Source organism: Evtepia sp. (genome assembly GCF_034090835.1).
GTDB lineage: Bacteria > Bacillota > Clostridia > Oscillospirales > Oscillospiraceae > Evtepia.
This window is the reverse complement of record NZ_JAXDRS010000033.1, coordinates 49,222-69,917: the sequence shown is the minus strand read 5'-3', so window position 1 is coordinate 69,917 and position 20,696 is coordinate 49,222. Positions and strand designations below refer to the sequence as shown.

At 51.3% G+C, this 20,696-nt stretch carries 23 protein-coding genes and 1 pseudogene; 5 read left to right on the top strand and 19 right to left on the bottom strand.

The genetic code is table 11. The features are described from left to right. The first annotated feature begins 235 nt into the window (after positions 1–235). Together SOR61_RS06645 and SOR61_RS06640 are read left to right on the top strand one after the other, a co-directional pair. The gene (locus SOR61_RS06645; protein WP_320611883.1) at positions 236–550 is read left to right on the top strand and encodes a hypothetical protein; all 315 of its coding nucleotides are present in this window, start codon (positions 236–238) and stop codon (positions 548–550) included. 68 nt (positions 551–618) lie between these two features. Then, positions 619–903 carry a RyR domain-containing protein gene (locus tag SOR61_RS06640; protein WP_320611882.1) on the top strand — a complete coding sequence of 95 codons (285 nt, stop codon included), beginning with the start codon at positions 619–621 and terminating at the stop codon, positions 901–903. A gap of 68 nt (positions 904–971) precedes the next feature. Here SOR61_RS06640 and SOR61_RS06635 read toward each other — a convergent pair whose 3' ends face one another. The 12 genes from SOR61_RS06635 to SOR61_RS06580 form a co-directional block, all read right to left on the bottom strand. Beyond that, positions 972–1,256 (bottom strand): hypothetical protein, encoded by a 285-nt coding sequence (locus SOR61_RS06635; protein ID WP_320611881.1) that lies wholly within the window; start codon positions 1,254–1,256, stop codon positions 972–974. A 1,009-nt stretch (positions 1,257–2,265) separates the two neighbouring features. Then, positions 2,266–2,688: a hypothetical protein gene (locus tag SOR61_RS06630; RefSeq protein ID WP_320611880.1), complete on the bottom strand. Its 423-nt coding sequence runs from the start codon at positions 2,686–2,688 to the stop codon at positions 2,266–2,268. Beyond that, the gene (locus SOR61_RS06625; RefSeq protein WP_320611879.1) at positions 2,669–3,511 is read right to left on the bottom strand and encodes a hypothetical protein; all 843 of its coding nucleotides are present in this window, start codon (positions 3,509–3,511) and stop codon (positions 2,669–2,671) included. Before SOR61_RS06625 ends, SOR61_RS06630 begins: the two co-directional genes overlap by 20 nt. Before the next feature lie 12 nt (positions 3,512–3,523). Continuing rightward, positions 3,524–5,476, bottom strand: a complete 1,953-nt coding sequence (locus tag SOR61_RS06620; RefSeq protein WP_320611878.1) for a recombinase family protein — start codon at positions 5,474–5,476, stop codon at positions 3,524–3,526. A 4-nt stretch (positions 5,477–5,480) separates the two neighbouring features. After that, the gene (locus SOR61_RS06615) at positions 5,481–5,993 is read right to left on the bottom strand and encodes a recombinase family protein (RefSeq protein WP_320611877.1); all 513 of its coding nucleotides are present in this window, start codon (positions 5,991–5,993) and stop codon (positions 5,481–5,483) included. A 2-nt stretch (positions 5,994–5,995) separates the two neighbouring features. Next, positions 5,996–6,316 carry a hypothetical protein gene (locus SOR61_RS06610; RefSeq protein WP_320611876.1) on the bottom strand — a complete coding sequence of 107 codons (321 nt, stop codon included), beginning with the start codon at positions 6,314–6,316 and terminating at the stop codon, positions 5,996–5,998. Positions 6,317–6,318: 2 nt separating this feature from the next. Continuing rightward, positions 6,319–6,531: a helix-turn-helix transcriptional regulator gene (locus tag SOR61_RS06605; RefSeq protein WP_320611885.1), complete on the bottom strand. Its 213-nt coding sequence runs from the start codon at positions 6,529–6,531 to the stop codon at positions 6,319–6,321. Positions 6,532–6,554: 23 nt separating this feature from the next. Beyond that, positions 6,555–7,520 carry an AAA family ATPase gene (locus SOR61_RS06600; protein WP_320611875.1) on the bottom strand — a complete coding sequence of 322 codons (966 nt, stop codon included), beginning with the start codon at positions 7,518–7,520 and terminating at the stop codon, positions 6,555–6,557. A 294-nt stretch (positions 7,521–7,814) separates the two neighbouring features. After that, entirely contained in the window at positions 7,815–8,120 is a 306-nt protein-coding gene (locus SOR61_RS06595) for a helix-turn-helix transcriptional regulator (RefSeq protein ID WP_320611874.1), read from the bottom strand. Between the two features lie 137 nt (positions 8,121–8,257). Continuing rightward, entirely contained in the window at positions 8,258–8,479 is a 222-nt protein-coding gene (locus SOR61_RS06590) for a hypothetical protein (protein ID WP_320611873.1), read from the bottom strand. 120 nt (positions 8,480–8,599) lie between these two features. Then, positions 8,600–8,761 carry a hypothetical protein gene (locus SOR61_RS06585; protein ID WP_320611872.1) on the bottom strand — a complete coding sequence of 54 codons (162 nt, stop codon included), beginning with the start codon at positions 8,759–8,761 and terminating at the stop codon, positions 8,600–8,602. A gap of 48 nt (positions 8,762–8,809) precedes the next feature. Next, a complete protein-coding gene (locus tag SOR61_RS06580; protein WP_320611871.1) occupies positions 8,810–9,256 on the bottom strand; it encodes an SLOG family protein in 447 nt (148 codons plus the stop codon). 463 nt (positions 9,257–9,719) lie between these two features. Between SOR61_RS06580 and SOR61_RS06575 the strand changes: the two are divergent. Continuing rightward, positions 9,720–9,944: pseudogene (locus tag SOR61_RS06575) on the top strand (helix-turn-helix domain-containing protein); the annotation flags it as partial. Positions 9,945–10,977: 1,033 nt separating this feature from the next. On the opposite strand, the gene SOR61_RS06570 reads toward SOR61_RS06575, so the two are convergent. From SOR61_RS06570 to SOR61_RS06560, 3 genes are all read right to left on the bottom strand, one after another. Continuing rightward, positions 10,978–11,391 (bottom strand): hypothetical protein, encoded by a 414-nt coding sequence (locus SOR61_RS06570; protein ID WP_320611870.1) that lies wholly within the window; start codon positions 11,389–11,391, stop codon positions 10,978–10,980. Beyond that, entirely contained in the window at positions 11,375–11,608 is a 234-nt protein-coding gene (locus SOR61_RS06565) for a helix-turn-helix transcriptional regulator (protein WP_320611869.1), read from the bottom strand. The genes SOR61_RS06570 and SOR61_RS06565 overlap by 17 nt, the downstream gene beginning before the upstream one ends. A gap of 89 nt (positions 11,609–11,697) precedes the next feature. After that, positions 11,698–12,087: an SdpI family protein gene (locus SOR61_RS06560; protein WP_320611868.1), complete on the bottom strand. Its 390-nt coding sequence runs from the start codon at positions 12,085–12,087 to the stop codon at positions 11,698–11,700. 132 nt (positions 12,088–12,219) lie between these two features. On the opposite strand from SOR61_RS06560, the gene mgtA reads away from it, so the two are divergent. Both mgtA and SOR61_RS06550 read left to right on the top strand, forming a co-directional pair. Then, positions 12,220–14,874, top strand: a complete 2,655-nt coding sequence (gene mgtA, locus SOR61_RS06555; RefSeq protein WP_407066516.1) for a magnesium-translocating P-type ATPase — start codon at positions 12,220–12,222, stop codon at positions 14,872–14,874. 15 nt (positions 14,875–14,889) lie between these two features. Next, positions 14,890–15,387, top strand: a complete 498-nt coding sequence (locus SOR61_RS06550) for a winged helix-turn-helix domain-containing protein (RefSeq protein ID WP_320611867.1) — start codon at positions 14,890–14,892, stop codon at positions 15,385–15,387. Between the two features lie 50 nt (positions 15,388–15,437). On the opposite strand, the gene SOR61_RS06545 is transcribed toward SOR61_RS06550, so the two are convergent. The 4 genes from SOR61_RS06545 to clpX form a co-directional block, all read right to left on the bottom strand. Continuing rightward, a complete protein-coding gene (locus SOR61_RS06545) occupies positions 15,438–16,124 on the bottom strand; it encodes a formate/nitrite transporter family protein (protein WP_320611866.1) in 687 nt (228 codons plus the stop codon). Between the two features lie 28 nt (positions 16,125–16,152). Then, positions 16,153–16,770, bottom strand: coding sequence for a ribosome biogenesis GTP-binding protein YihA/YsxC (yihA, locus tag SOR61_RS06540; protein ID WP_320611865.1), 618 nt, complete (start codon positions 16,768–16,770; stop codon positions 16,153–16,155). 10 nt (positions 16,771–16,780) lie between these two features. Then, positions 16,781–19,207, bottom strand: a complete 2,427-nt coding sequence (gene lon / locus SOR61_RS06535) for an endopeptidase La (RefSeq protein WP_320611864.1) — start codon at positions 19,205–19,207, stop codon at positions 16,781–16,783. A 123-nt stretch (positions 19,208–19,330) separates the two neighbouring features. Then, on the bottom strand, positions 19,331–20,647 hold the full coding sequence (gene clpX / locus SOR61_RS06530) for an ATP-dependent Clp protease ATP-binding subunit ClpX (RefSeq protein WP_320611863.1): 1,317 nt from the start codon (positions 20,645–20,647) through the stop codon (positions 19,331–19,333). Between the last annotated feature and the right edge of the window lie 49 nt (positions 20,648–20,696).

Below are 20,696 nucleotides of genomic sequence, written 5' to 3'. Positions count from 1 at the left end.
CTGCACAGGTTACAGGCGTGGCAACACCATCTACAACACAAACGGCACAGTAAGAAGCTATATCAAGTAATCCCAGCGCATCGCTCCATCTTTATTAGTGATAATACATACCCCCTCCTTAAACCCATCTGATGAGGCCGGCTGATGACCGGCCGAAACAGGGAATCCGGCACCCCTCCGGGTTCCCTGTCATGGGAAATCAATCCCAAATACTTAAATAACGGAGGTAAGAACAATGGCAAGCAGAACTTACAAAAATCTTTTCGGAGACGGTTACACAACCTATCACAGCAATGGTAGCAAGTCTTACACCTACAACAATCTGTTTGGCGGCAAAACCACTTATCACAGCAATGGCACCAAATCTCATACTTATAAGAACGCTTTTGATGGTGGGTATACTACCTATCATGATAATGGTAGCAAATCCCGCACCTACAACAACTTATTCGGTGGAGGCAAGACTACATATCATGACAATGGAAGGAAATCGCATACTTACAAGAATACCTTCGGTGGCGGATATACCACTTATCACAGCAAGTGGTAACAGCAGAAAGGGGCTGGGGAAATACCCCTTCTTCCCAGCCCCTTTCTTATGCAGAAGGAGCTTAACAAATGTTTTCCCCCAAACCAATAAGTACTAAAGAGATTGAACTAACACACGATTTACTTATGCTTACAGAAATGCTTGCAGAGAACACTCATAATATATGGGCACAATCAAGAATTATGCAAGGATGGACATATGGTCCAACTCGTGATGACCAGAAAAAACAAACTCCGTGTTTAGTGCCTTATAACGATCTTCCGGAAGTGGAAAAGGAATACGACAGAAAAACCGCCACGGAAACAATAAAACTTATCACCAAACTCGGGTATTCAATAAGCAAAGTACGGTAAAAGATGTGCGTTAATGTTTTTTTGATGCACATCTTTTACGCTTTGCGTATTTTTTTGAAGAGAGGGTATTATTTGTCAACAGACTTTTGAATTGCTACATAGGTACCATAAGCTTCCGTCAGATTATCATGATAAACAGCAGATGCTTGCTTTTCTAATGCCGTGTATAGGTCGATGGCTTTTCTGCAGTGGATGCTTGCAGAGGCAAAGTCGTCAGCCTTAATCAAAAGCTTGGCATAGGACAAATGTGTGTCGGCAAGACTTGAGGCAAAAGCATCCTTACAGATCTCTGAAAGTTCCTCATATCCAGCCAAGGCTTTTTGATAGTAAATACGCCCCTCATCGATAGACATGCCGAAGCTCATCATCTTTGTCATCAAACAATTGGTCAAGATGTTTTCTGCATATTTTAATTAATCTTTCCTGCCATACACGTTTTACTTCGTTCTCTGCCGCACCTTTGGAATACACAGCATATAATTTTGCAAAGTATTTATACACTGACCGCTACAAATTTTCTGAAACGCGACAAAAACTACTATGCAATCCTCAGTGACCAATGGTTTACAATTCGCGATAGCATTAAAAATATATGGGAAACATTATGTAATTAAAAAGAGAGCGAACTGACCAATGGATATCAGTTCGCTCTCTTTTATACATCATGCCAAATCGTTGCCACAGAGGGACTTAACCCCTCAAAAACCCAGTCATATCAGGCTTTTGGGTGCCTCCAGGTCACTCCCACTCGGCAAATCAGGATTTATTATAGTCCCGGAAGTGAGATATAATCCCAATAAAGGCCAGTTTTCCATGGGTAATCCCACCAATTTTCTATGTCTCAAAGGTGTGTTGTACTGTTTTGGTATCATTTCAGTACCGGATAGGGCTTTTTTGCTGAAAATACTTTCGTGCACTATTCTACCCTGAATAATGATACCCGTCCCACACATCCCAGACACAGTGGCTTGGGGGTCACATATTATTGTATTCAAATTTCGGGTCTTGTCAAGTGGAAGCGATTTCTTCCCTTGAGGACACCCCAATTATACTATAAACCAATTGAAACGACAAATGTGCAAATTCCTGTTTTTTCAAGAATTTGCACATTCTTTTTTAATTCAATCAATCCGTTCCAGCTTATAGATTGAGTGCTCAGTTTCTATGGTAATGAACTTTTTATCTGGGGATACTGTTACGCTTTCTACAATACTCAACAGGATACGATGTGGTCCTATTATCTCATCACCAACATCAACAAGAAGTAGCCCTCGTTCACCAATAGTTGCTGTTTTAACCTCGCACCTGCAATTCAAAATGGAACTATGTACATAAAGAAGATTTCCTTCTATAGGCTGAATTTCAATTATCTTGTACATCTGATGTCTGTCGCCCTCTAACTATAAGTGTTCTCATAGTTACGCCATCAACAAGTGAAAATACGCATGTATTCATATCTTTGATGTATTCTCCTGAAAGCGTGTATGTTCTGGTGATATCCATGTTGTTAGATCTCATAATTCCATGTACAAACCTTTTACTGTTGATCTTCATGACACAATGATGATCGGTCAAAAGTTTTACCGGAACTCGAAATGCCATTACATCATCCTCGTCACAAGGAAATACACTGAGAGAATCATGGTTATCGGATATCTTCAATGATACATGGCTGGGTTCCCCTAAAGCCCTAATAACGCCCTTGCCAACACTAATGCAATTACGAGCCCCTTGCAATGTCATCTCAATTACATGTGATTTTTCTTTAGCTGTTACCTTGTCCATCTCCTTCGCCTCCGTTTCTTATAATAGTGCCAAGTAGAGCCTCACGCTTGCGCTCTTGCTCCTGGATGCTAATAGCAGCTGCGTCTTCATCAGAAACTGTCGAAGCTACCGTTGATCCGGCTGTATCCATATACCCAGACAAGGACTCAAAGCTGCTCATTCTTTGCGTAGCTTCATAGTCCGAATAGCTCCGGCCAAGTTTCATACGGATTTCATCCGGGTAATATTTGTTAATACGCTTTTTCATTTTGCCGGAACGCTTGTCAAAATATTCTTCTGGCAGCGGATCGAACATAACAGCAGAAGCTAAATCGAATACTAATACCAGTCCTCGTTCAGAGTTAGAAAGATGGCCGTACACCTTGTAACGGCAATTCTTGTTCCAGCCCATCATCTTATAGATGTTCTGAACATATTCCGGACAGGAAATAGAGCGATTAACCCACTTGTCTTTTTTCAACCTGGCCCACTCAATAGAAGAAAGTTCTTCTTCAGCACAGATCGCTACAACCATGCGTTTCTTCCGTTCACTAAGCATGGGAAGAATATGCTGCACACCCTCAAATAATCGAATCGCAGACATGCTGAACTCCAGCCTGTTTGCGCGAATGCTAACGGCTGGTTTCTTTATCATTGAGAAGAACATCTTAGGTGGCACTACATAGTCATCGAGTGACTCAAACTCAATGGCATTTTTCTTGCCTAAGCGTTCTTGAACCAGTTGTCGAATTAGTTCCTGTTCCTTCGGGGTATATCCTTCTGTTTGGTCGCTAACGGTGGAACTTTCCGTAGCACCAAGGAATGTGATTTGATCGTTATCCATATTGTCCTCCCATTACATGGCCTCGTAGAGCTGCTCCAACTCATCTTCGAGCTCTCTCTGAGACGGAATATCCCCAATAAAGGGATTTATTACTTTGGTGCCACGGTTACGAATATCAGAAGCAGACACAGCGTCAATCACGCTGCTTCGTTTCTGTTTAATTTCATAGCTCACGCCGAAATGTTCTCTCCAATTTTCCGGATATGCCACAGCAGACACCTTCCCGGCAGACTCTGCAAGTTCACTTTCTTTGTACGGAATAAACTTTGCGGTTGAGTCGGTAGTATCAAGCGCGTCCAAACGCTTTTTGTCTTTACCAACAAGGATTTGTGGCTCGTCCAAGAAAAAGAATAGTATCTTCTCACCATCACGAATACGAGTGATTCCACGGAAACGGAACTTGTACTTCTTCATCCAGTCGAGCTTGTCATAAATCGCACCGGAAAAAGCAGATGTGCAAAGCTGAAGTGCAGATGCTTTTGAATCGTCCCAAGGAACCGCATTAGGGTTTGTGGCATAACTACTGCGAACCGCAATCACTTCCAAAACAGGGTGATATAGGAACTCAACATATTTCTGTTCACCAAGTTTCTGTCTGCAAACACCGTTCAGTCGCAGACTTCGATTGGAGAATGTAAGCTGCGGATCACTTCGAGTCATAAACACGACACCAGGAGCTACGCGGTAATCATTCAATGTCATGGAAAGCACATTGCTGTGCTCCTTACCGCTTAAAATGTTAGCTTCACGCTGCAGAACTTCAAACTCCTCGTCCTCATACACTTGTCTGGAGATATCCTGAAAAGCCTGATTATCAATTCCACTCCAGGTAGGTGAAATGCTCACGAAGCCTTTTAGTGCTCCCTCGTTGATGACATAGACATCCGGAACGCTACCGAACTTATACCTACTTGCCCTCATCATGTGAGCTGCTCTGGCGAGCTCCGGCGTGACTATACCAGTATGATATCCAGGTATATATGCGCCTTCACGAATACCATCATTCTTTGCAGTAACCTTTTCTTTGTAGTCAATAACAACTCGTTTACGGACCTCCAGATCACCCCAACGGCGTTCGTTTTCCATGATTGCTTTCACCATCTGTGGCGTCCATTCTGTTCTACCGCGTAAAGTTGGTCTTTGTTTTTCTGTCAGCACATCCGCAATCTCTTCGGCAGTATGTCCGCATGCAGTAGCGATAAAAATATACTTCACAGTAATGGCTTCGTCTTCTTCAATAACGAAACCACCTTCAATAGTGTGGCGCAAACCCAGCAAATCAGATAATGGGAATTGCCCCGTACATATTCTTTGGTCATAGGAAAGAATCATACGGCGGCTCTTATTTCCAGATTCCCATTCAGCAAACAAGCCTTGCATCTGCAGTCGTTCATTGATATTGGGATCCAGCGTATATAAATCCTCAGTTTCAAAGTAAACGCCAACCGGATTAGAAGGGTTCGTAGTTCTGAGCTTTCGAACCTCTTCAATCAAGTCGGAGATGTTACGAGCAAAACGAGATACACTGGCACACACAATTAGATCCATTTTCTTTTTTGCAGCGTCTTCCAGCATACGCTTAAAATCAGGACGCCACTTTTTCGAAGTGCCAGATTTACCTTCGTCACTGTATATCTCTGCCAACTCCCAGTTCGGAGTCTTTGCAATCTTCTCGGTATAATACTTCGTCTGGTTTTCTATAGAAGAAACCTGCTCTTTACTTTTGGTGCTGACACGGGCATACACAGCAACTCGCTTATGATCTTCATCTCGAATCGTCGGTGCTGGCTTAGCCGGTCTGAAAATTGTTTGGGGAGGCACTGTATAATGCTGTATTCTTTTTTTCGTTTCGTACCGAAAATATTCACGGTCTGCATCCTGCGGCCTCCATGCTGGTCTGCGCTCTGTTTCACCGGTAGTATCACTACTCGTCTGGTCATTTTCCTTTTTCTTTTCATCCGACATATCCTTATCCGTCCTCTCCTAAATTTGCGATGGCAGAAACCACGCCACTTAACCACTTTTGGTGGTCCGGCGGATTAAGATATATGTAGTCTTCAGCCATTTTTATCAGCGCCTCTCGCTGCCGTTCTTCGTTCATAATCGTATTGATGTTGAATTGATCGTCATCTGTGATAATATCGACCCTATCACCCAGGTTGAAAATAAAATGGAGCCAATAGCAAAACTCTCTTGTGTTTGCAGCCAGATATCCCTTTGTTTCCGCAAATATGAGATTAACTTTTCCTTCAGCACAGTCACGCATAAGACGAAGCATCTCAGGACGCTTGCAAGTCTCCTTGTATCCGGTAATATCGATATAAACATCTACCAGTTCACCATCTTCAAAGCCGCCAAAACGCCGTTCAAAGATCCCACGGTGAAATGCTCTAATATCGCCCTCATTCCGAAGGTTAAGCTTGGCTCGTTTTACATAGCCACCAATTCTATATACTTTTTCTGTTTCATGGGTCGTACTCATCATCACTTTTTCCTTTTCGAATACCATACATAGTCCAGGAATATCTCCCAGTTATTCATTACCTGCCAATAGACATCAACTTTGATGTCTTCAGTTCCTTTGCCGCCGCACCAGGGAGCAATAATTACCTCCCATTCGCATTTACTGCAGAAGTAATAGAATAAAGATCGTCTCAGTTCTTCTGCAAAAACTGTTTTATCCTTATATTTCTTAAAATGCTTCTGAATGTCTTCTCTAAAACCACCATGCTGAAACACATTAAATGTTTTGATTTTGTTTCTATTCATATCGTGGTAGAAAACATTCCAAACAAGATTGTCCATCTCTATTCCTCATCCAAATAAATAAACTCAAATATATCGTTCAGATCACAATCCAGTGCTCGGCAAACTTTTCCCAATACTTCGGTTGTGACATGACCGCATTTTCCCATTTTTGTCATCGTTGCAGGACTGATTCCTGCGCATGCGCATAGATCCTTTTTTCTCATGTTTTTATCTACAAGCAACTTAAATAACGGCTTGTAACTTACTTTTATTTTTGCCACAGCGGTTCTCTCCATTAGTTTCTAATTTTGGGCAAGCTCCAATACCAGCATCCACCGGAACGGTATGTCTTAATCTGCAATTCTTTTTTGACTTTTTCAACTGTTCGACTACCAACACCAATGTCTGCAAGACAGGCATATACTTCCTTAGCAGGTTTATCACCAAACTCAAGCATCTGGAGAAGCTTTGCGCGAGCTTTATCTCGTTTTGATGTTTTAACAGTGACGCTGTCAATTAACTCCGATGTATTTAACTCATATCGGCCTTGCCATTCCAGGCCACCACCATCCTTGAAGGAAAAGGCAATAGCCGACCCTTCAGGAGCCAGGCTGGATTTAATCGGATACATATACCGGATCCCAGGCCTTGATTCGTCCCTGGAAATCATCAGAACGCTTCTTGCTATAGCGGCAATATCTATGGAACCAAGTCCACGGTATAGCGTTTTAGCACCACTACCTTTGTTCATATGACCGATCAGAATAACAGCACAATTATTTTGCTCAGCTGTATTTGCAAGCTTCCTCAATACAGAACGCATCTTTGTGGCGCTCTGCATGTCAGCGTCGGGCGGAATAAATGCCTGAATCGGATCAATAATAAAAACGCTTGCTCCTGTTTCCTTGATGGCAGACTCAATTCTGCCATCCTCAAGTGTTAAGGCAATATCGTCATCGATGATATAGGCGACCTTTTCACAGTCAGCTCCAGCTTGCTCAAGTCGCGGTTTGATGGTATCGGCCATACCGTCTTCTGCACACTGATAGATTGCAACACGAGGTTTAGGGGTTCTGAATCCGTCGGGCATAGGGCGTCCGTTCGTCAGAAGAGACACCAAGTTAAGTACGAAGGTCGATTTACCTTCGCCGGGATCCCCTTGGATAACTGTCAGTTTCCCAAAAGGAATGTACGGATACCACAGCCAGTCTACAGGCTTAGGGGTTACATTTGAGTAATACTCGCAGATCGCATTTTCCATTTTAACCTCGCACTTTGTCCTCTCAGAAAGATGTGATTATACTTCATCTCTATTATAATGTTGAGGTGTTTTTGGTTCTATCGCCGTTTCGGCAACATCAACTCATACCATCGCCATTTTGGCAAAATTGCCGTGTAAGATCGCACTTTTCTTTCTGTTAGACCGCAAAAGTCATACCTTCAAAAATGCGTGCGTTCTTGCGACCATAAAAAAGGAAGCACCGTTTTCACAGTGCTTCCAGGATATAAAGAGAGCAAAGCTTTTGTGTCACTCTGCATCTCTCTGTTTAGATTTTTATTTGCTTACTCTGTGGCGCTCTAACAATACCAGCGCATCTTGCCTGGCTCTCTCGTCAGCCTGGCGCATGGCCTTAATCATTATTGCTTCGTTTTTGGTTATGCTTGTGTCAACGACCTCATCGTTTCCGATCAGGTAATCCACTGAGACGCTGTACAACTTCGACAGCTTCAGAAGAATATCGATGGACGGCTCTCGTTTGCCGTTCTCGTACCGACTGTAAACAGATGGCAAGCAGCACAGATAATCTGATACTTCTTGTACTTTAAGTTTTCGACTTGTTCTTATTTCTCTCAGGTTCATGTATACCTCCGTATTCCGAGAAAATACGAAGTGACACGAAGCATTTACCCTTCATTATATTCATTCAAACGCTTTGAGGGGTCCGTAGACCGTGACCCCTCAAATTGTTCGTCAAATTTTGACGATAGTATATTCAGTTATTCTTTTGATGCTTCTGCACTCTCAGCCATTTTTATTATCTCTTCGTCTGGTATTGTGTCAGGATTATATTCCAAAACATAGCTCACTTCCGGTGTATCAGTCCAACAGAGATACGAGAGTTCATCAAACGCATAGAGTGCTGCATCCCAATCTTTTATTTTCATTTCCTTACAGCTTATAGCGCCTTCAGGATCAAACAACACACCGAGCGCATCCACATTTAGTCCTTTAACGGCATTGGGATCTGCTTCATAATATGTGGTTTTCAGAATGTGATAATTGATTGCATTACCTTCTTTATCCGCATATTTTAGCGTGCCCGCTACTACGGTTTCGGTTTACTTTTTGTACTCATCACCGAGCACCTCATGAATAGCATTTTCTATTCGCGACGCCATTTCTTGGGGCGTAACATCATCTTTTGCAAATGCACTGATTGCAAACACGGTTCCTAATATCAAGAAAACCGCAAGCAAAACAAAGGTTATTTTCTTCTTCATACTGGCCTCCCACGGCAGATCAAATATGGTCTGCAATATTGTAAACAATCAAGTCGTGCTTTTGGGCATAGTCAACGGTATAGCGGTTCCACCTTTGCTGTCTGTAAGGTATGCAATACAAGCAGAACTATTATCAACCAGGTGACGATTTCTCTTATGCATGCAACCTCTTGTATATTCTTTTGAGGTATAGACTACCTTGTCTGCGCGACTTTTTATATCGTCATATATCTCTACATCGTGACTTGACCAACCTCTTGTCTGCGAAAGGCACGGAAGAACAAGTATTAAGCGCACATCAGGATATTTTTCTTTTAGCTTCAACACAGTAAACGCCGCAATAGTATCAAATCCTAATGCACCACCTGCGCCAAAGTAAAGATAACCTTCCTTTATAAGTTTCTCAACCATCTCTTCAGTCTTGCTAAAGATGCGTTGATATGCTCCAGAAGGGATGTCTCTATGGCCGGTAAAACAACAAGTTTTTTCTCTCACACTCTCACTCCAAATAACGACATTGGCGAATATATAACGATATTAGTATTAATATAGCATATATTTATAAAAAAACTTTAATAATTAACCCTCAAACCCCTTAAAATACAAGGATATTTGCAAGAGAACAGATTGAATTTACTACCAATTTACTACTTTTGAGGAAAAAGCCTTGATGTGCTGTAAAAACTCTTGCGAATAAAGTTATTTTACCACAGATACGAAAGGTATGTTGTGGAAATTAAAATTAAATAGGAAATCATAAAAGCGGTGATCTTTTGCTTCTGTAAAGGAAGTATAAGAACACCGCTTTTTTCATGCCCATGTTACGAAGTAGAGGCATATACAGGCTTGAAATACAAGGCTTTTTGAGGGCGGTTTTGGCAAAGCAAGGGGAATATACCTTTTTCCTCAAAATCGCCCTTTAACTGCGTAACAAATAAAAATGAAAGGAGCAGAAATCATGGCAGTTTTCAGAGTAGAGAAAAACAAGGGCTATACCGTCATGAGCAATCACCACCTGCGAAACAAGGAAGTGACCCTAAAGGCAAAGGGCTTGCTTTCTCAAATGCTGTCGCTTCCGGAAAACTGGGACTACACCCTTGCGGGACTTTCTCATATCAACAAAGAAAGTATCGATGCTATTCGCACCGCCGTCTTGGAGCTTGAAAAAGCAGGATATATCGTTCACCACATAAAGCAAGCGGCAGCTTCCTTGTTCTTGGGAAACTGCCGCTTTATCATATCTCATGTTTTCACATAATCACGTCATTCAAGGCTCTTTCAAAAATGGTGTAGTAGTGGTGTAGTAAGCGCCTATTTGAGCCGTGAAACCATTAATTTTACAGGATTTTTCGGGACATTTCAAGATATTGCCGTGGCACACGAAAAGTATTTTGGTCATCTTTTTATAACTCCTTACACGTCCTATAGTTCTTCTCGAATCTTCTCAGGATTTCTCATGTTTTTTCCTGCAATATTGGTAAAGGCGTTGGTAAAGAAAGCCGCTTTGCCAACGGGCCATTTTAAGCGTTTGCCACACGCAGATGCACGGAACCGATACCTCCCATCCTTGCGCTGATCCCCGCCTTCTCGCAAAATCCGATTGTGATTTTTCACGCATTGAAGTCTCTCCTCTAAAGGAACGGAGAGCCAGACTTGCACTCTTATCATAGCACAAGTTTGGCTCTCCGTATAGCTTTGCCATGGATGAACGCCAATCATGCCATTGGAAACAAAAACGCCCGGCAATAGCCCTGGATCCGGTCGGTTTGCTGTTCTGGGGAGATTTCTCTCAGTGTGGCAAGCACAATCCTCCGGGCAAGCTGGACGTTCCATCAGTTATAAAAGAACTATCTACTAAAATCTCTTTAATGGAGCATACATAGAAAAGAAAGCGACAATATCAATTATCCCATTTTCCAGAATGGTAAGGCCCCTAACCCCTTCCATCTCTACCTCCACAGAGCCTCCCTGTTCCGAAAGTCCAGAGGGATTCGACACGGTTTGATTGGCAGAAGAGCAGCCAACGCATATACTCATCCAGGAGAAAATCACCGTTTCCCTGCACCCCTGTTCTCTGCCCCGCATACGCTGGAATCAATGGAACCTATGCGCCGGACCCAGCACTCAATCTGGAAGAACGCCTTTGTAATGATAACGGCTCCACCCGCAGGAACTAAGGCATAGAACGATCCCAACAAAACTACTCCTTCCAATCGTCACAGCTTCCGCTCGTAATACAGTAAGGTTACCAGCTCCAGGGCAAACATCGCACCCAGCATCACACCAAACGCAGTGACCATCCCCACCGCAGCCGGCCCAAGCACCGGGCGAACCACAAGACTCCCCAGTAAAAACAGGAAGCAAAAACCCTCCGCCCACAAAAAGGATATCCCTCGAGAGCGGAGCTTCACCAGCTGATTCCGCTCGTCCTTGCTCTGGAGCGCATCCTCTCGGCTCATATGCTGGGACAAGCTGCGGACGATAACACCTACTCCAAGAACCAGGCACAAAACCGAAAGGCAGATTCCCTTCCAGGTCATACCTTTCCACAGATTTACCCCCAGCAGAGCCAGGCCAATGACCGTCAGCCCAAGTCCAATGGCAAAGTTCGATTTACTGTAAATCTTCATTCTCTCGGTCCTCCCGTTCCATGTTTTCCTTCAGGCAGCACAACTCCTCCACCGTCACTCCAAAAACCTGAGCCATACGGTAGGCCAACATCAGGGAAGGACTATATTTTTCCTTCTCGATGGAGATAATGGTGCGGGCAGAGACATGAACCCGCTCCGCCAACTGCTGCTGAGTTAGGTTCGCTTGCAGCCGACACTCCTTTACTTTTGTTTTCATTCTCTCACCCCACGATATGAAGTTAGCTTCCTGTGAAGTTAACTTCATATTATACAATCGTTTTCTCTTTGTCAAGAGAAATCCTTTCTTTACGTTTCCTTCTTTCGCCGGATCCCGTTATGGTCAAAGGTTTTCTTCAGGGCCCGCTCCGTGGGTGCGATGGCTCCCGCCAGGAAGAGCAGCTGCACCAGGGAGATCAGCAGTCCGATCCAGGAAGCTCTGCTCACCGGCTTGCCCCAGGCCGGCACCAGGCCCAAAATGGTCAGAGGGATCAGCACCAGTCCCCACCGGAACCAGAACCGCCCGCACACCCCGTGGGCGAACTGCCAGGTCTCCCGGTTTTTCATGGAACGGGCCGTCCGGTAGCCATACAGGCCATTGATCTCCTCAGGAGGATTGTGGACAAATCGCCAGCCAAAATACACCATGATCCCTGGAACCACCAGGTCCATGACCAACAGATACCACCAAAATCCCATGGAACATCCCTCCTTTCCTCCATCATACCACGTCATTTCTCAGACGCAAGAAAAAAGCAAGGATTCTCCCGACCCATCCCCCGGTTTTTTATGATAAAATAAGGAAAACCCCTGAAAGGAGGTCCTGCCTTGGTGACCTCAGCCTGGCTCAACAGCCGCATGAAGAAATACGCCCATGCCTCCCCGCAGGAGCTCTACCGGGACCTGTCCACCTCGCCCCAGGGGCTCTCTCCCCAGCAGGCGGAGGCCATGGCCCACGCCTACGGCCGCAACATCCTGGACCCCCGGGAAAGCCACGCCCTGCTCCATGGGTTCCGACGGGCCTTTCTCAACCCCTTTACCATCATTCTGGCGGTCATCGCCCTCATCTCCCTGGTGACCGACGTGCTCCTGGCCTCCAACTTAACCCGGAACGTCACCACCTTCCTGATCCTGCTGGTGATGATCCTCCTCAGCGGCGCCATCCGCCTTACCCAGGAGATGCACGCCATCCGAGCGGTCCGGCAGCTGGACCGCATGGTGCACACCAAAGTCACCGTGCGGCGCTGCGGGGTACTGGTGGAGATCCCCGCAGAGGACCTGGTGGTGGGTGATGTGGTCTGCCTGTCTGCCGGAGACCGGGTCCCTGCGGACCTGCGCCTGGTCAAGACCACCGACCTCTTCCTCTCCCAGTCTGCCATCACCGGAGAGAGCGCCATCCTGGAAAAGAGCAGCCGCACCATCTCCTACGAAGAGACCACCCCTCTGCCCCAGCTGGAAAACCTGGCCTTTCTGGCCACCACCGTCATCAGCGGCAAGGGCGAAGGTGTTGTCGTCGCCGTGGGCAAGGACACCCTCTACGGCAGCTTCCTGCGCACCCAGCACCCCGGCTCCACCGCCTTTGAAAAGGGGGCCAACTCTATCGCCGGAGTGATGATCCGCTTTATGGCGGTGCTGGTCCCGGTGGTCTTTGTGATCTCCGGCCTGTCCAGGGGGGACTGGCTCAACGCCTTTGTGTTCGCCCTGTCCGTGGCCGTGGGCCTCACCCCGGAGATTCTCCCCATGGTGATCTCCGCCTGCCTGGCCCGGGGCAGCACCCTGCTCTCCCGGAAACAGACCATCGTCAAGAACATCAACGCCATGCAGGCCTTCGGCAGCATGGACGTGCTGTGCATGGACAAAACCGGCACCCTCACCCAGGACGGCATCCTGCTGGAATACTACATGGATATTCTGGGCAACGAAAGTCCCACCGTTCTGGACGCTGCCTTTCTCAACAGTCACTTCCACTCCGGGGTGCACAACCCCATCGACACCGCCATCCTGGCCTGCCAGACCATGCCCGGTCGGGAGGACCACTTCCGGAACCTGGCGGCCACCACCCAAAAGCTGGATGAACTCCCCTTTGACTACTCCCGCAAGGTGGTCACCGTCCTCACCCGGGACAGCCAGGGACGGCAGCAGCTGCTCATGAAGGGAGACATCCGGGAAGTCCTGGCCCGCTGCCGCCAGGTGGAGTACCGGGGCGAGACCCTCCCTCTGCCCGACCACCCGGAGGACAGCGTCAACGCTGTGGTCCAGGAGCTGCTGGAAGACGGCATGAAGGTCATCGCCGTGGCCCGCAAGGACACGGACCAGCAGGAGACCCTCTCCCTCTCCCAGGAGAAGGACATGACCCTGCTGGGCTACCTGGCCTTTTTCGACGCCCCCCGAACCTCTGCCGCCGCCTCGGTGGCCGCCCTGAAAGCCCGAAACCTCACCCCCAAGATCCTCACCGGCGACCAGGCCGCTGTGGCGCTGTCCATCTGCCGCCGGGTGGGGATCTCCACCCAGGGCCTGCTCACCGGAGAGGAACTCAACCGGCTCTCTGACGCACAGCTTCGGACTCTGGTGGAAGAGATCCACGTCTTTGCCGAGCTCACCCCTGGGCAGAAGGTCCGCATCATGACCGCCCTCCAGGACAACGGCCACACGGTAGGCTTCCTGGGGGACGGCCTCAACGACATCCCCGCCCTCATGAAAGCAGACGTAGGCATCTCTGTAGAAAACGCCGTGGACGCCGCCAAGGACGCCGCCAGCGTCCTGCTCCTCCACAAGGACCTGGGGGTCCTGGAACAGGGTATTCTGGAAGGACGAAAGACCTTCGTCAACATGCTCAAGTACATTAAGATCACGGCCAGTTCCAACTTCGGCAACATTCTCTCCATCGTCTGCGCCAGCGCCTTCCTCCCCTTCCTGCCCATGATGGCGGTGCAGCTTCTGCTGCTCAACCTCCTCTACGACGCCCTGTGCATCGTCCTCCCCTTCGACCGGGTGGACCCGGAGGAGTTCCTCTCCCCCCACGACTGGTCCGGCAAAACCCTGGGACGCTTCATGCTCTCCTTTGGGCCCATCAGCTCCCTGTTTGACATTGCCACCTTCCTCTTCCTCTACTTTTTCCTCTGCCCCACCCTCTGCGGCGGCCCCTTCGCCGCCCTGACCCCGGGCGGGCAGGCCCTCTTCCTGGCCCTCTTCCACACCGGCTGGTTCCTGGAGTCCATGTGGACCCAGGTGCTCATCCTTCACCTGCTTCGGTCCAAGAAGCTTCCCTTCCTTCAGACCCTCCCCTCCAAGCCGGTGCTCCTGGTCACCCTGCTGGGCACTCTCTGCTTCACCGCCGTGACCTACACCCCCCTGGCCCAGCTGCTGGGGCTCACCGCCCTGCCCCTGTGGTACTTCGCCTTCCTGGTGACGGTGGTCCTGCTCTATTTATTGCTGGTCTCCGCCGCCAAAGCCCGGTACCTGAAAAAATACCACACCCTCATATAGAAAGGAGGCGCCCCCATGAAGAAACCCATCAGTTATCTCACCCTGGACGCCTCCCTTCTCTCCTGGCTGTCGGACAAGCTCCGGCTGGCGCCCGCGGAGCTCCCCGGGGCCAAAGACCTGCAGGAGAGCCTGGAAGACCTGCTCCAAACCCCGGGCAGCTGCCTCATGGTGGAGGCCCAGCCCGGGGACACCCCGCCCCCGGCCCCCGACGCCATCCAGTGCCGGGACCTGGTGATCCAGCCCCGGTTCCGCCGGGTCACCCGGGCGGGCCAGGACATTCCCCTCACCCCCAAGGAGTTCGACATCCTCTGCTTCCTGGCCCGGAACCGGGGAGAAGTCTTTACCAAGGAGCAGATCTACCAGGCTGTGTGGGAGAGCGAATACCTGATGGACGCCAGCAACATCATGGCGTTTATCCGAAAGCTGCGGAAAAAGATCGAACCCAACCCCGACGCCCCCCAGTACATCCAGACCATCTGGGGCATTGGCTACAAGTTCACCGACGAAGGATAAAAAAGACGCTGCGGAATGAAACCGCAGCGTCTTTTGCTTGTTGTTTGGTGTTACACGTTGGCCGCCTGCTTCTCATCCAGGCGTGCCTTGGCCTTCTCGGCCAGGGGCAGCAGCACACCGCCTACCACGTTGCCCAGGGAAACCACCACCAGGCGCAGCAGGGATTCTCCCGGCTGGTCATACAGCGTACCGGACACACACCAGTAATACATGTCTGCCACGCTATGCTCCGTGCCGCAGAGGATGAAGATGGCCACGCCCAGGAAGAGAGCCAGGTACTTGCCCAGCTGGTGGGGATTGTTGGCATACCCATTCACCGCAATGAAAATGAACACATTGCACAGGATGCCCAGCACAAAGAGGCTCAGCAAAGAGGAATTCATCTTGCCCGCCACCAGAGCGGCCGCCGCAGCGTCCACCCCGGCCTCCGTGCCGGTGATGCCGGTGAGGTTCTCCAGGCCGCCCAAAATCATGCAGCCCAGGAAGTTGCCCACCCAGATGAGCAGCAGATCAAACAGATACCCCGGCCAGGGGTTGTCGAAGAGGTAACAGGCTTTTCCCGTGAAAAGGAGGTACCCTCGGGTACAGATGGTGAACAATCCGATGGCAAAGAGGAACGCCCCCGCCACTTGACCGCCTGGGAAGGCGTCTTTCAGGCGTAGAAATACTGTGCCGCCTAACCCAATGCAGAATCCTGCCAGAATGCCATAGAGAAGGATCCCCCCGCTCCGTTTCATCCAATCACTCCTTTTCTCTTGTCTCTGTTTAGTCCTCTTTCTCCTGCTTGTACCCGCCGTGGATGTGATCCAAAATCACACCCAGCAGTTCTTCCTTACCCAATCCCTTCTCCGCGGAGAAGGAGATGATGGGCACCGTATCCGGCAGCTCCAACGTCTCCCGGATCCGGGCCAGGTTGGGCTCCCACTCGCTCTTTTTGATCTTGTCCTGCTTGTTGGCCACCACCACAAAGGGCTTTCCGCTGTCCTTGAACCACTGGGCCATGGTGCAGTCATCTTTGGTGGGCTTATGGCGCAGGTCCACCAGCAGGATACCCAGAGTCAGCAGATTGGCGTCGGCAAACCACTGCTCAATGAGCTTGCCCCAGCGGGCCCGCTCCTGCTTGGACACCTTGGCGTAGCCATAGCCCGGCAGGTCCACAAAGTAGACCTGCTTGTCGATGCGGAAATAGTTGATATGGGTGGTCTTGCCCGGGGCAGAACCCACCCGGGCAAAGTTCTTCCGGCCCAGCAGACGGTTGATGACGGAGGATTTCCCCACGTTGGACCGTCCGGCAAAGGCGATCTGGGGCAGATCGTCCCGGGGGCAATCCGCCATTTTCGCAGCGGAGAGAATGAACTCCGCGTTCTGTGTGTTAAACTTCATAGCATACCTCTCAGGCCTGATGGAGGGGTGCGTGGGTCCCTGCCTCCGGCATCCCGCTGGGGATCTCCCCCAGGTCAGAGGGCTCTGCCAGGGGCAGATGCTCCAGGGCGTGGGCCAGCACCTGGTCTACGTGGGACACGGGGATGAATTGCAGGGCGCTGCGCACCGTCTGGTCGATCTCCTCCAAATCGGATGCGTTCTCCTGGGGAATGATCACGGTGTGGATGCCGTTGCGCAGGGCCGCCATGGACTTCTCCCGCAGGCCGCCAATGGGCAGCACCCGGCCCCGCAGGGTCACTTCGCCGGTCATGGCCACGTCGCCCCGGACGGGAATGCCGGTGAGGGCAGAGACCATGGCGGTGCAGATGGTGATGCCCGCCGAGGGGCCGTCCTTGGGCACTGCGCCCTCCGGGAAGTGGACGTGGATGTCCTTCTCTTTATAGAAATCTGCGGGGACCCCCAGCTGCACAGCCCGGCTGCGGATATAGGTGAAGGCGGCCCGGGCGGACTCCTTCATCACGTTACCCAAGTTACCGGTGAGCTCTACCTTGCCGCTGCCGGGGATCACGTTGGCCTCGGCTTCCAGCAGGGTACCGCCCACAGAGGTCCAGGCCAGGCCGTTGACCAGGCCCACCTGGTTTTCCATGCCGTTCTTCTCCGGGTGGTACTTCCGGGGACCCAGGTAGGTCTCCACGTTGTCCCTGGTGGCCCGCACCTGCTTGGCCCCGTCGGAGACGATGGCCATGGCCGCCTTGCGGCACAGGGCCCCCAGCTCCCGCTCCAGGATACGCACGCCGGACTCCCGGGTGTAGGACACGATGCTCTCACGGATGGCGTCGTCAGTCACCCGCAGCTGGCTCTTCTTCAGGCCGTGGCGCTTAAGCTGCTTGGGCAGCAGGTGGTTTTTGGCGATCTGTAACTTTTCCTCGTCGGTGTAGCTGGCCAGTTCAATGACCTCCATCCGGTCCAACAGAGGCTTGGGGATGGTGGAGGTGGTATTAGCCGTGGTCACAAAGAGCACGTCGGACAGGTCAAAGGGCAGCTCCACAAAGTGGTCCCGGAAGGTGCCGTTCTGCTCGCTGTCCAGCACCTCCAGCAGGGCCGCTGCGGGGTCGCCTCGCATGTCGCTGCCCAGCTTGTCGATCTCGTCCAGCAGCAGCAAGGGATTCCGGGTGCCTGCCTGCCGCAGGGCGTTGATGATCCGCCCGGGCATGGCCCCCACATAGGTCTTTCTGTGGCCCCGGATGTCCGCCTCGTCGTGGACGCCGCCCAGGGCGATCCGGGCCAGCTTCCGGTTCATGGCCCGGGCCATGGACATACCAATGGAGGTCTTGCCCACGCCGGGAGGGCCCACCAGGCAGATGATCTGTCCTTTCAGGTCGGGTGCCAGCTGCTTCACGGCCAGGAACTCCAAAATACGGTCCTTGACCTTATCCAAACCAAAGTGGTCATCGTCCAGGATCTTTCTCGCCGCCTGGACGTTCACCCGCTCCTTGGTGGTCTTGGTCCAGGGCAGCTCCAGGCACACATCCAGGTAGTTCCGGATGACCGAGCCTTCCGCCGAGCCGAAGGGCTGCTTCTCCAGGTGGATGACCTCTTTGAGCAGCTTGGCCTCCACCTCTTCCGGCAGCTTGGCGTCGGCGATCTGGCGGCGGTAGCCGGCGATCTCGTTCTCGCCGTCCTCTCCCAGTTCCTCCTGGATCACCCGCACCTGCTCCCGCAGGAAGGCGTCCTTCTGGTTCTGGCTCATGTTTTCCTGCACCCGGCGCTGGATGCTCTGCTCCATCTCCAGGATCTCCACTTCCCGCCGCAGCAGCCGGTTCATCTTGTTCAGGCGCTGCACCGGACGCAGCTCGTCCAGAATGGACTGCTTGTCCATCACCCGCATGGAGACATTCTGGGCGATGAAGTCGGCAATATAGCCCGCATCCTCGCTGGACATAATATTCATCAGCATCTCAGAGGCGGTGTTCTTGGGGGTGAGCTCTGCGTACCGGTCAAAGAGCTCGTACGCCTGCCGGATGGCTGCTTCTGCCCGCAGGGTGTTCCCCTTGCTCTCCAGTTCCGGGTCCTTGGGGAACTCCACCTGCTCCACCTCTGCCGCCAGGTAGGGATCGGTCTGCACCAGGTCCCACAGCTTTGCCCGGTACTGGCCTTCCACCATCACCCGCACGGATTTCCCCGGCAGGCGGAGGATCTGCCGCACCACAGAAACGGTGCCGATGGTGAAGAGCTGATCCCGGCCGGGGTTCTCCACCCGGATATCCTTCTGGGCCACCAGGAAGATGGGCCGGTTGGAGGTCATGGATTCCTCCAGGGCGTTGATGGACATCTCACGCCCCACGTCAAAGTGGATCAACATTTTGGGATAGACCGCAAGGCCCCGCAACGCCAGGGCCGGGATGGTCTGTCGATTGGTCTTTTCTTCCTCTGGCATACCAATTCACTTCCTTTCGCGGGACCCTTTGAGGGCCCCGGTCCCCGGCGCTGCCGCCGGGATGCCAGTTGCTATGATAGAGACAGGAAGGGCGGAGAGTCATCCCCTCCGCCCACTGTTTGCTTACGCTGTTCCGTCCCGCCGGGCCAGGCCGCCGCTCTGGGCCCGCAGGGCCGCAGCCCCAAGGGGAGGACGGGGGGTCCGGTCAGGGTCCCGGACGAGCATCGGCTCTGCGCCGTCTTTGACGCTCTCCGGGGTGATGTGAACCTCGGTGATGGTGCCGTCCGAGGGAATGTCGTACATGATCTGCGTCATGACCTCTTCCAGCACGGCACGCAGGCCTCTGGCTCCGATGCCCCGCTCCATGGACTTATCTGCCACGGCCTCCAGAGCGCCCGGATCAAAGACCAGGTTCACCATATCGTATTCCAGCAGCTTGCGATACTGCTTCACCAGCGCGTTCTTCGGCTCGGTGAGGATGCGCACCAGATCCTCCCGGCTCAGGGGAGACAGAGCGGTGATCACCGGCAGACGGCCGATGAGCTCGGGGATGATCCCGAACTTCAGCAGGTCATGGGGCTGGATCTGGCTGAGCACCTTGCGCTGCTCCAGCTCCTCCTTGCCCATGATCTCTGCGCCGAAGCCGATGCCCTTCTGGTTGATCCGCTTCTCGATGATCTTCTCCACGCCGTCAAAGGCGCCGCCGCAGATGAAGAGGATGTTTCTGGTGTTCACCTGGATGAACTCCTGGTGGGGATGCTTCCGCCCCCCCTGGGGAGGCACGTTGGCCACCGTTCCTTCCAGGATCTTCAGCAGAGCCTGCTGCACCCCTTCGCCGGAGACGTCCCGGGTGATGGAGGTATTCTCGCTCTTCCGGGCGATCTTATCCATCTCGTCGATATAGATGATCCCCCGCTCGGCCTGCTCCACGTCGTAGTCGGCAGCCTGCACCAGGCGCAGGAGAATGTTTTCCACGTCGTCGCCCACGTAACCGGCCTCGGTGAGGGTGGTGGCGTCGGCAATGGCAAAGGGGACCTTCAGGATCTTTGCCAGGGTCTGGGCCAGCAGGGTCTTGCCGCTGCCGGTGGGGCCCAGAAGGAGGATGTTGCTCTTCTGCAGCTCCACATCGTCGCCGCCGCCGAAGTAAATTCTTTTATAATGGTTATACACCGCCACAGACAGGGCGACCTTGGCCGTGTCCTGGCCGATGATGTATTCGTCCAGGTAGGCCTTGATCTCCTTGGGGCTGGGGATGATGTCAGGCATATCCGGGGAGATCTGTTCCTCCGGCGGGGCCATGTTATCCAGAATGTCCATGCACAGATGGACGCACTCGTTGCAGATATAGGCCCCGGGTCCGGCGATGATCTTCGCCACCTGGTCCTGGTGCTTGCCGCAGAAGGAGCAGCGGATCGCCCGTTTCTCGTCGTTTTTGGCCATAGTCAGTCACCTCTTTCTAACGCAGAAAAAGGGGGCTGTACGCCCCCCT

Bases quoted from the DNA above. Each gene is read 5' to 3' on its own strand.
- SOR61_RS06595 (WP_320611874.1), bottom strand. From the start codon at position 8,120: ATGAACCTGAGAGAAATAAGAACAAGTCGAAAACTTAAAGTACAAGAA.
- SOR61_RS06620 (WP_320611878.1), bottom strand. From the start codon at position 5,476: ATGTCGGATGAAAAGAAAAAGGAAAATGACCAGACGAGTAGTGATACT.
- SOR61_RS06635 (WP_320611881.1), bottom strand. From the start codon at position 1,256: ATGTCTATCGATGAGGGGCGTATTTACTATCAAAAAGCCTTGGCTGGA.
- SOR61_RS06610 (WP_320611876.1), bottom strand. From the start codon at position 6,316: ATGGACAATCTTGTTTGGAATGTTTTCTACCACGATATGAATAGAAAC.
- clpX (WP_320611863.1), bottom strand. From the start codon at position 20,647: ATGGCCAAAAACGACGAGAAACGGGCGATCCGCTGCTCCTTCTGCGGC.
- SOR61_RS06645 (WP_320611883.1), top strand. From the start codon at position 236: ATGGCAAGCAGAACTTACAAAAATCTTTTCGGAGACGGTTACACAACC.
- SOR61_RS06545 (WP_320611866.1), bottom strand. From the start codon at position 16,124: ATGAAACGGAGCGGGGGGATCCTTCTCTATGGCATTCTGGCAGGATTC.
- yihA (WP_320611865.1), bottom strand. From the start codon at position 16,770: ATGAAGTTTAACACACAGAACGCGGAGTTCATTCTCTCCGCTGCGAAA.
- SOR61_RS06585 (WP_320611872.1), bottom strand. From the start codon at position 8,761: ATGAAGAAGAAAATAACCTTTGTTTTGCTTGCGGTTTTCTTGATATTA.
- SOR61_RS06640 (WP_320611882.1), top strand. From the start codon at position 619: ATGTTTTCCCCCAAACCAATAAGTACTAAAGAGATTGAACTAACACAC.
- SOR61_RS06565 (WP_320611869.1), bottom strand. From the start codon at position 11,608: ATGAAAACAAAAGTAAAGGAGTGTCGGCTGCAAGCGAACCTAACTCAG.
- SOR61_RS06615 (WP_320611877.1), bottom strand. From the start codon at position 5,993: ATGAGTACGACCCATGAAACAGAAAAAGTATATAGAATTGGTGGCTAT.
- lon (WP_320611864.1), bottom strand. From the start codon at position 19,207: ATGCCAGAGGAAGAAAAGACCAATCGACAGACCATCCCGGCCCTGGCG.
- SOR61_RS06570 (WP_320611870.1), bottom strand. From the start codon at position 11,391: ATGAAGATTTACAGTAAATCGAACTTTGCCATTGGACTTGGGCTGACG.
- SOR61_RS06560 (WP_320611868.1), bottom strand. From the start codon at position 12,087: ATGGGATTTTGGTGGTATCTGTTGGTCATGGACCTGGTGGTTCCAGGG.
- SOR61_RS06550 (WP_320611867.1), top strand. From the start codon at position 14,890: ATGAAGAAACCCATCAGTTATCTCACCCTGGACGCCTCCCTTCTCTCC.
- SOR61_RS06600 (WP_320611875.1), bottom strand. From the start codon at position 7,520: ATGGAAAATGCGATCTGCGAGTATTACTCAAATGTAACCCCTAAGCCT.
- SOR61_RS06625 (WP_320611879.1), bottom strand. From the start codon at position 3,511: ATGGATAACGATCAAATCACATTCCTTGGTGCTACGGAAAGTTCCACC.
- SOR61_RS06630 (WP_320611880.1), bottom strand. From the start codon at position 2,688: ATGGACAAGGTAACAGCTAAAGAAAAATCACATGTAATTGAGATGACA.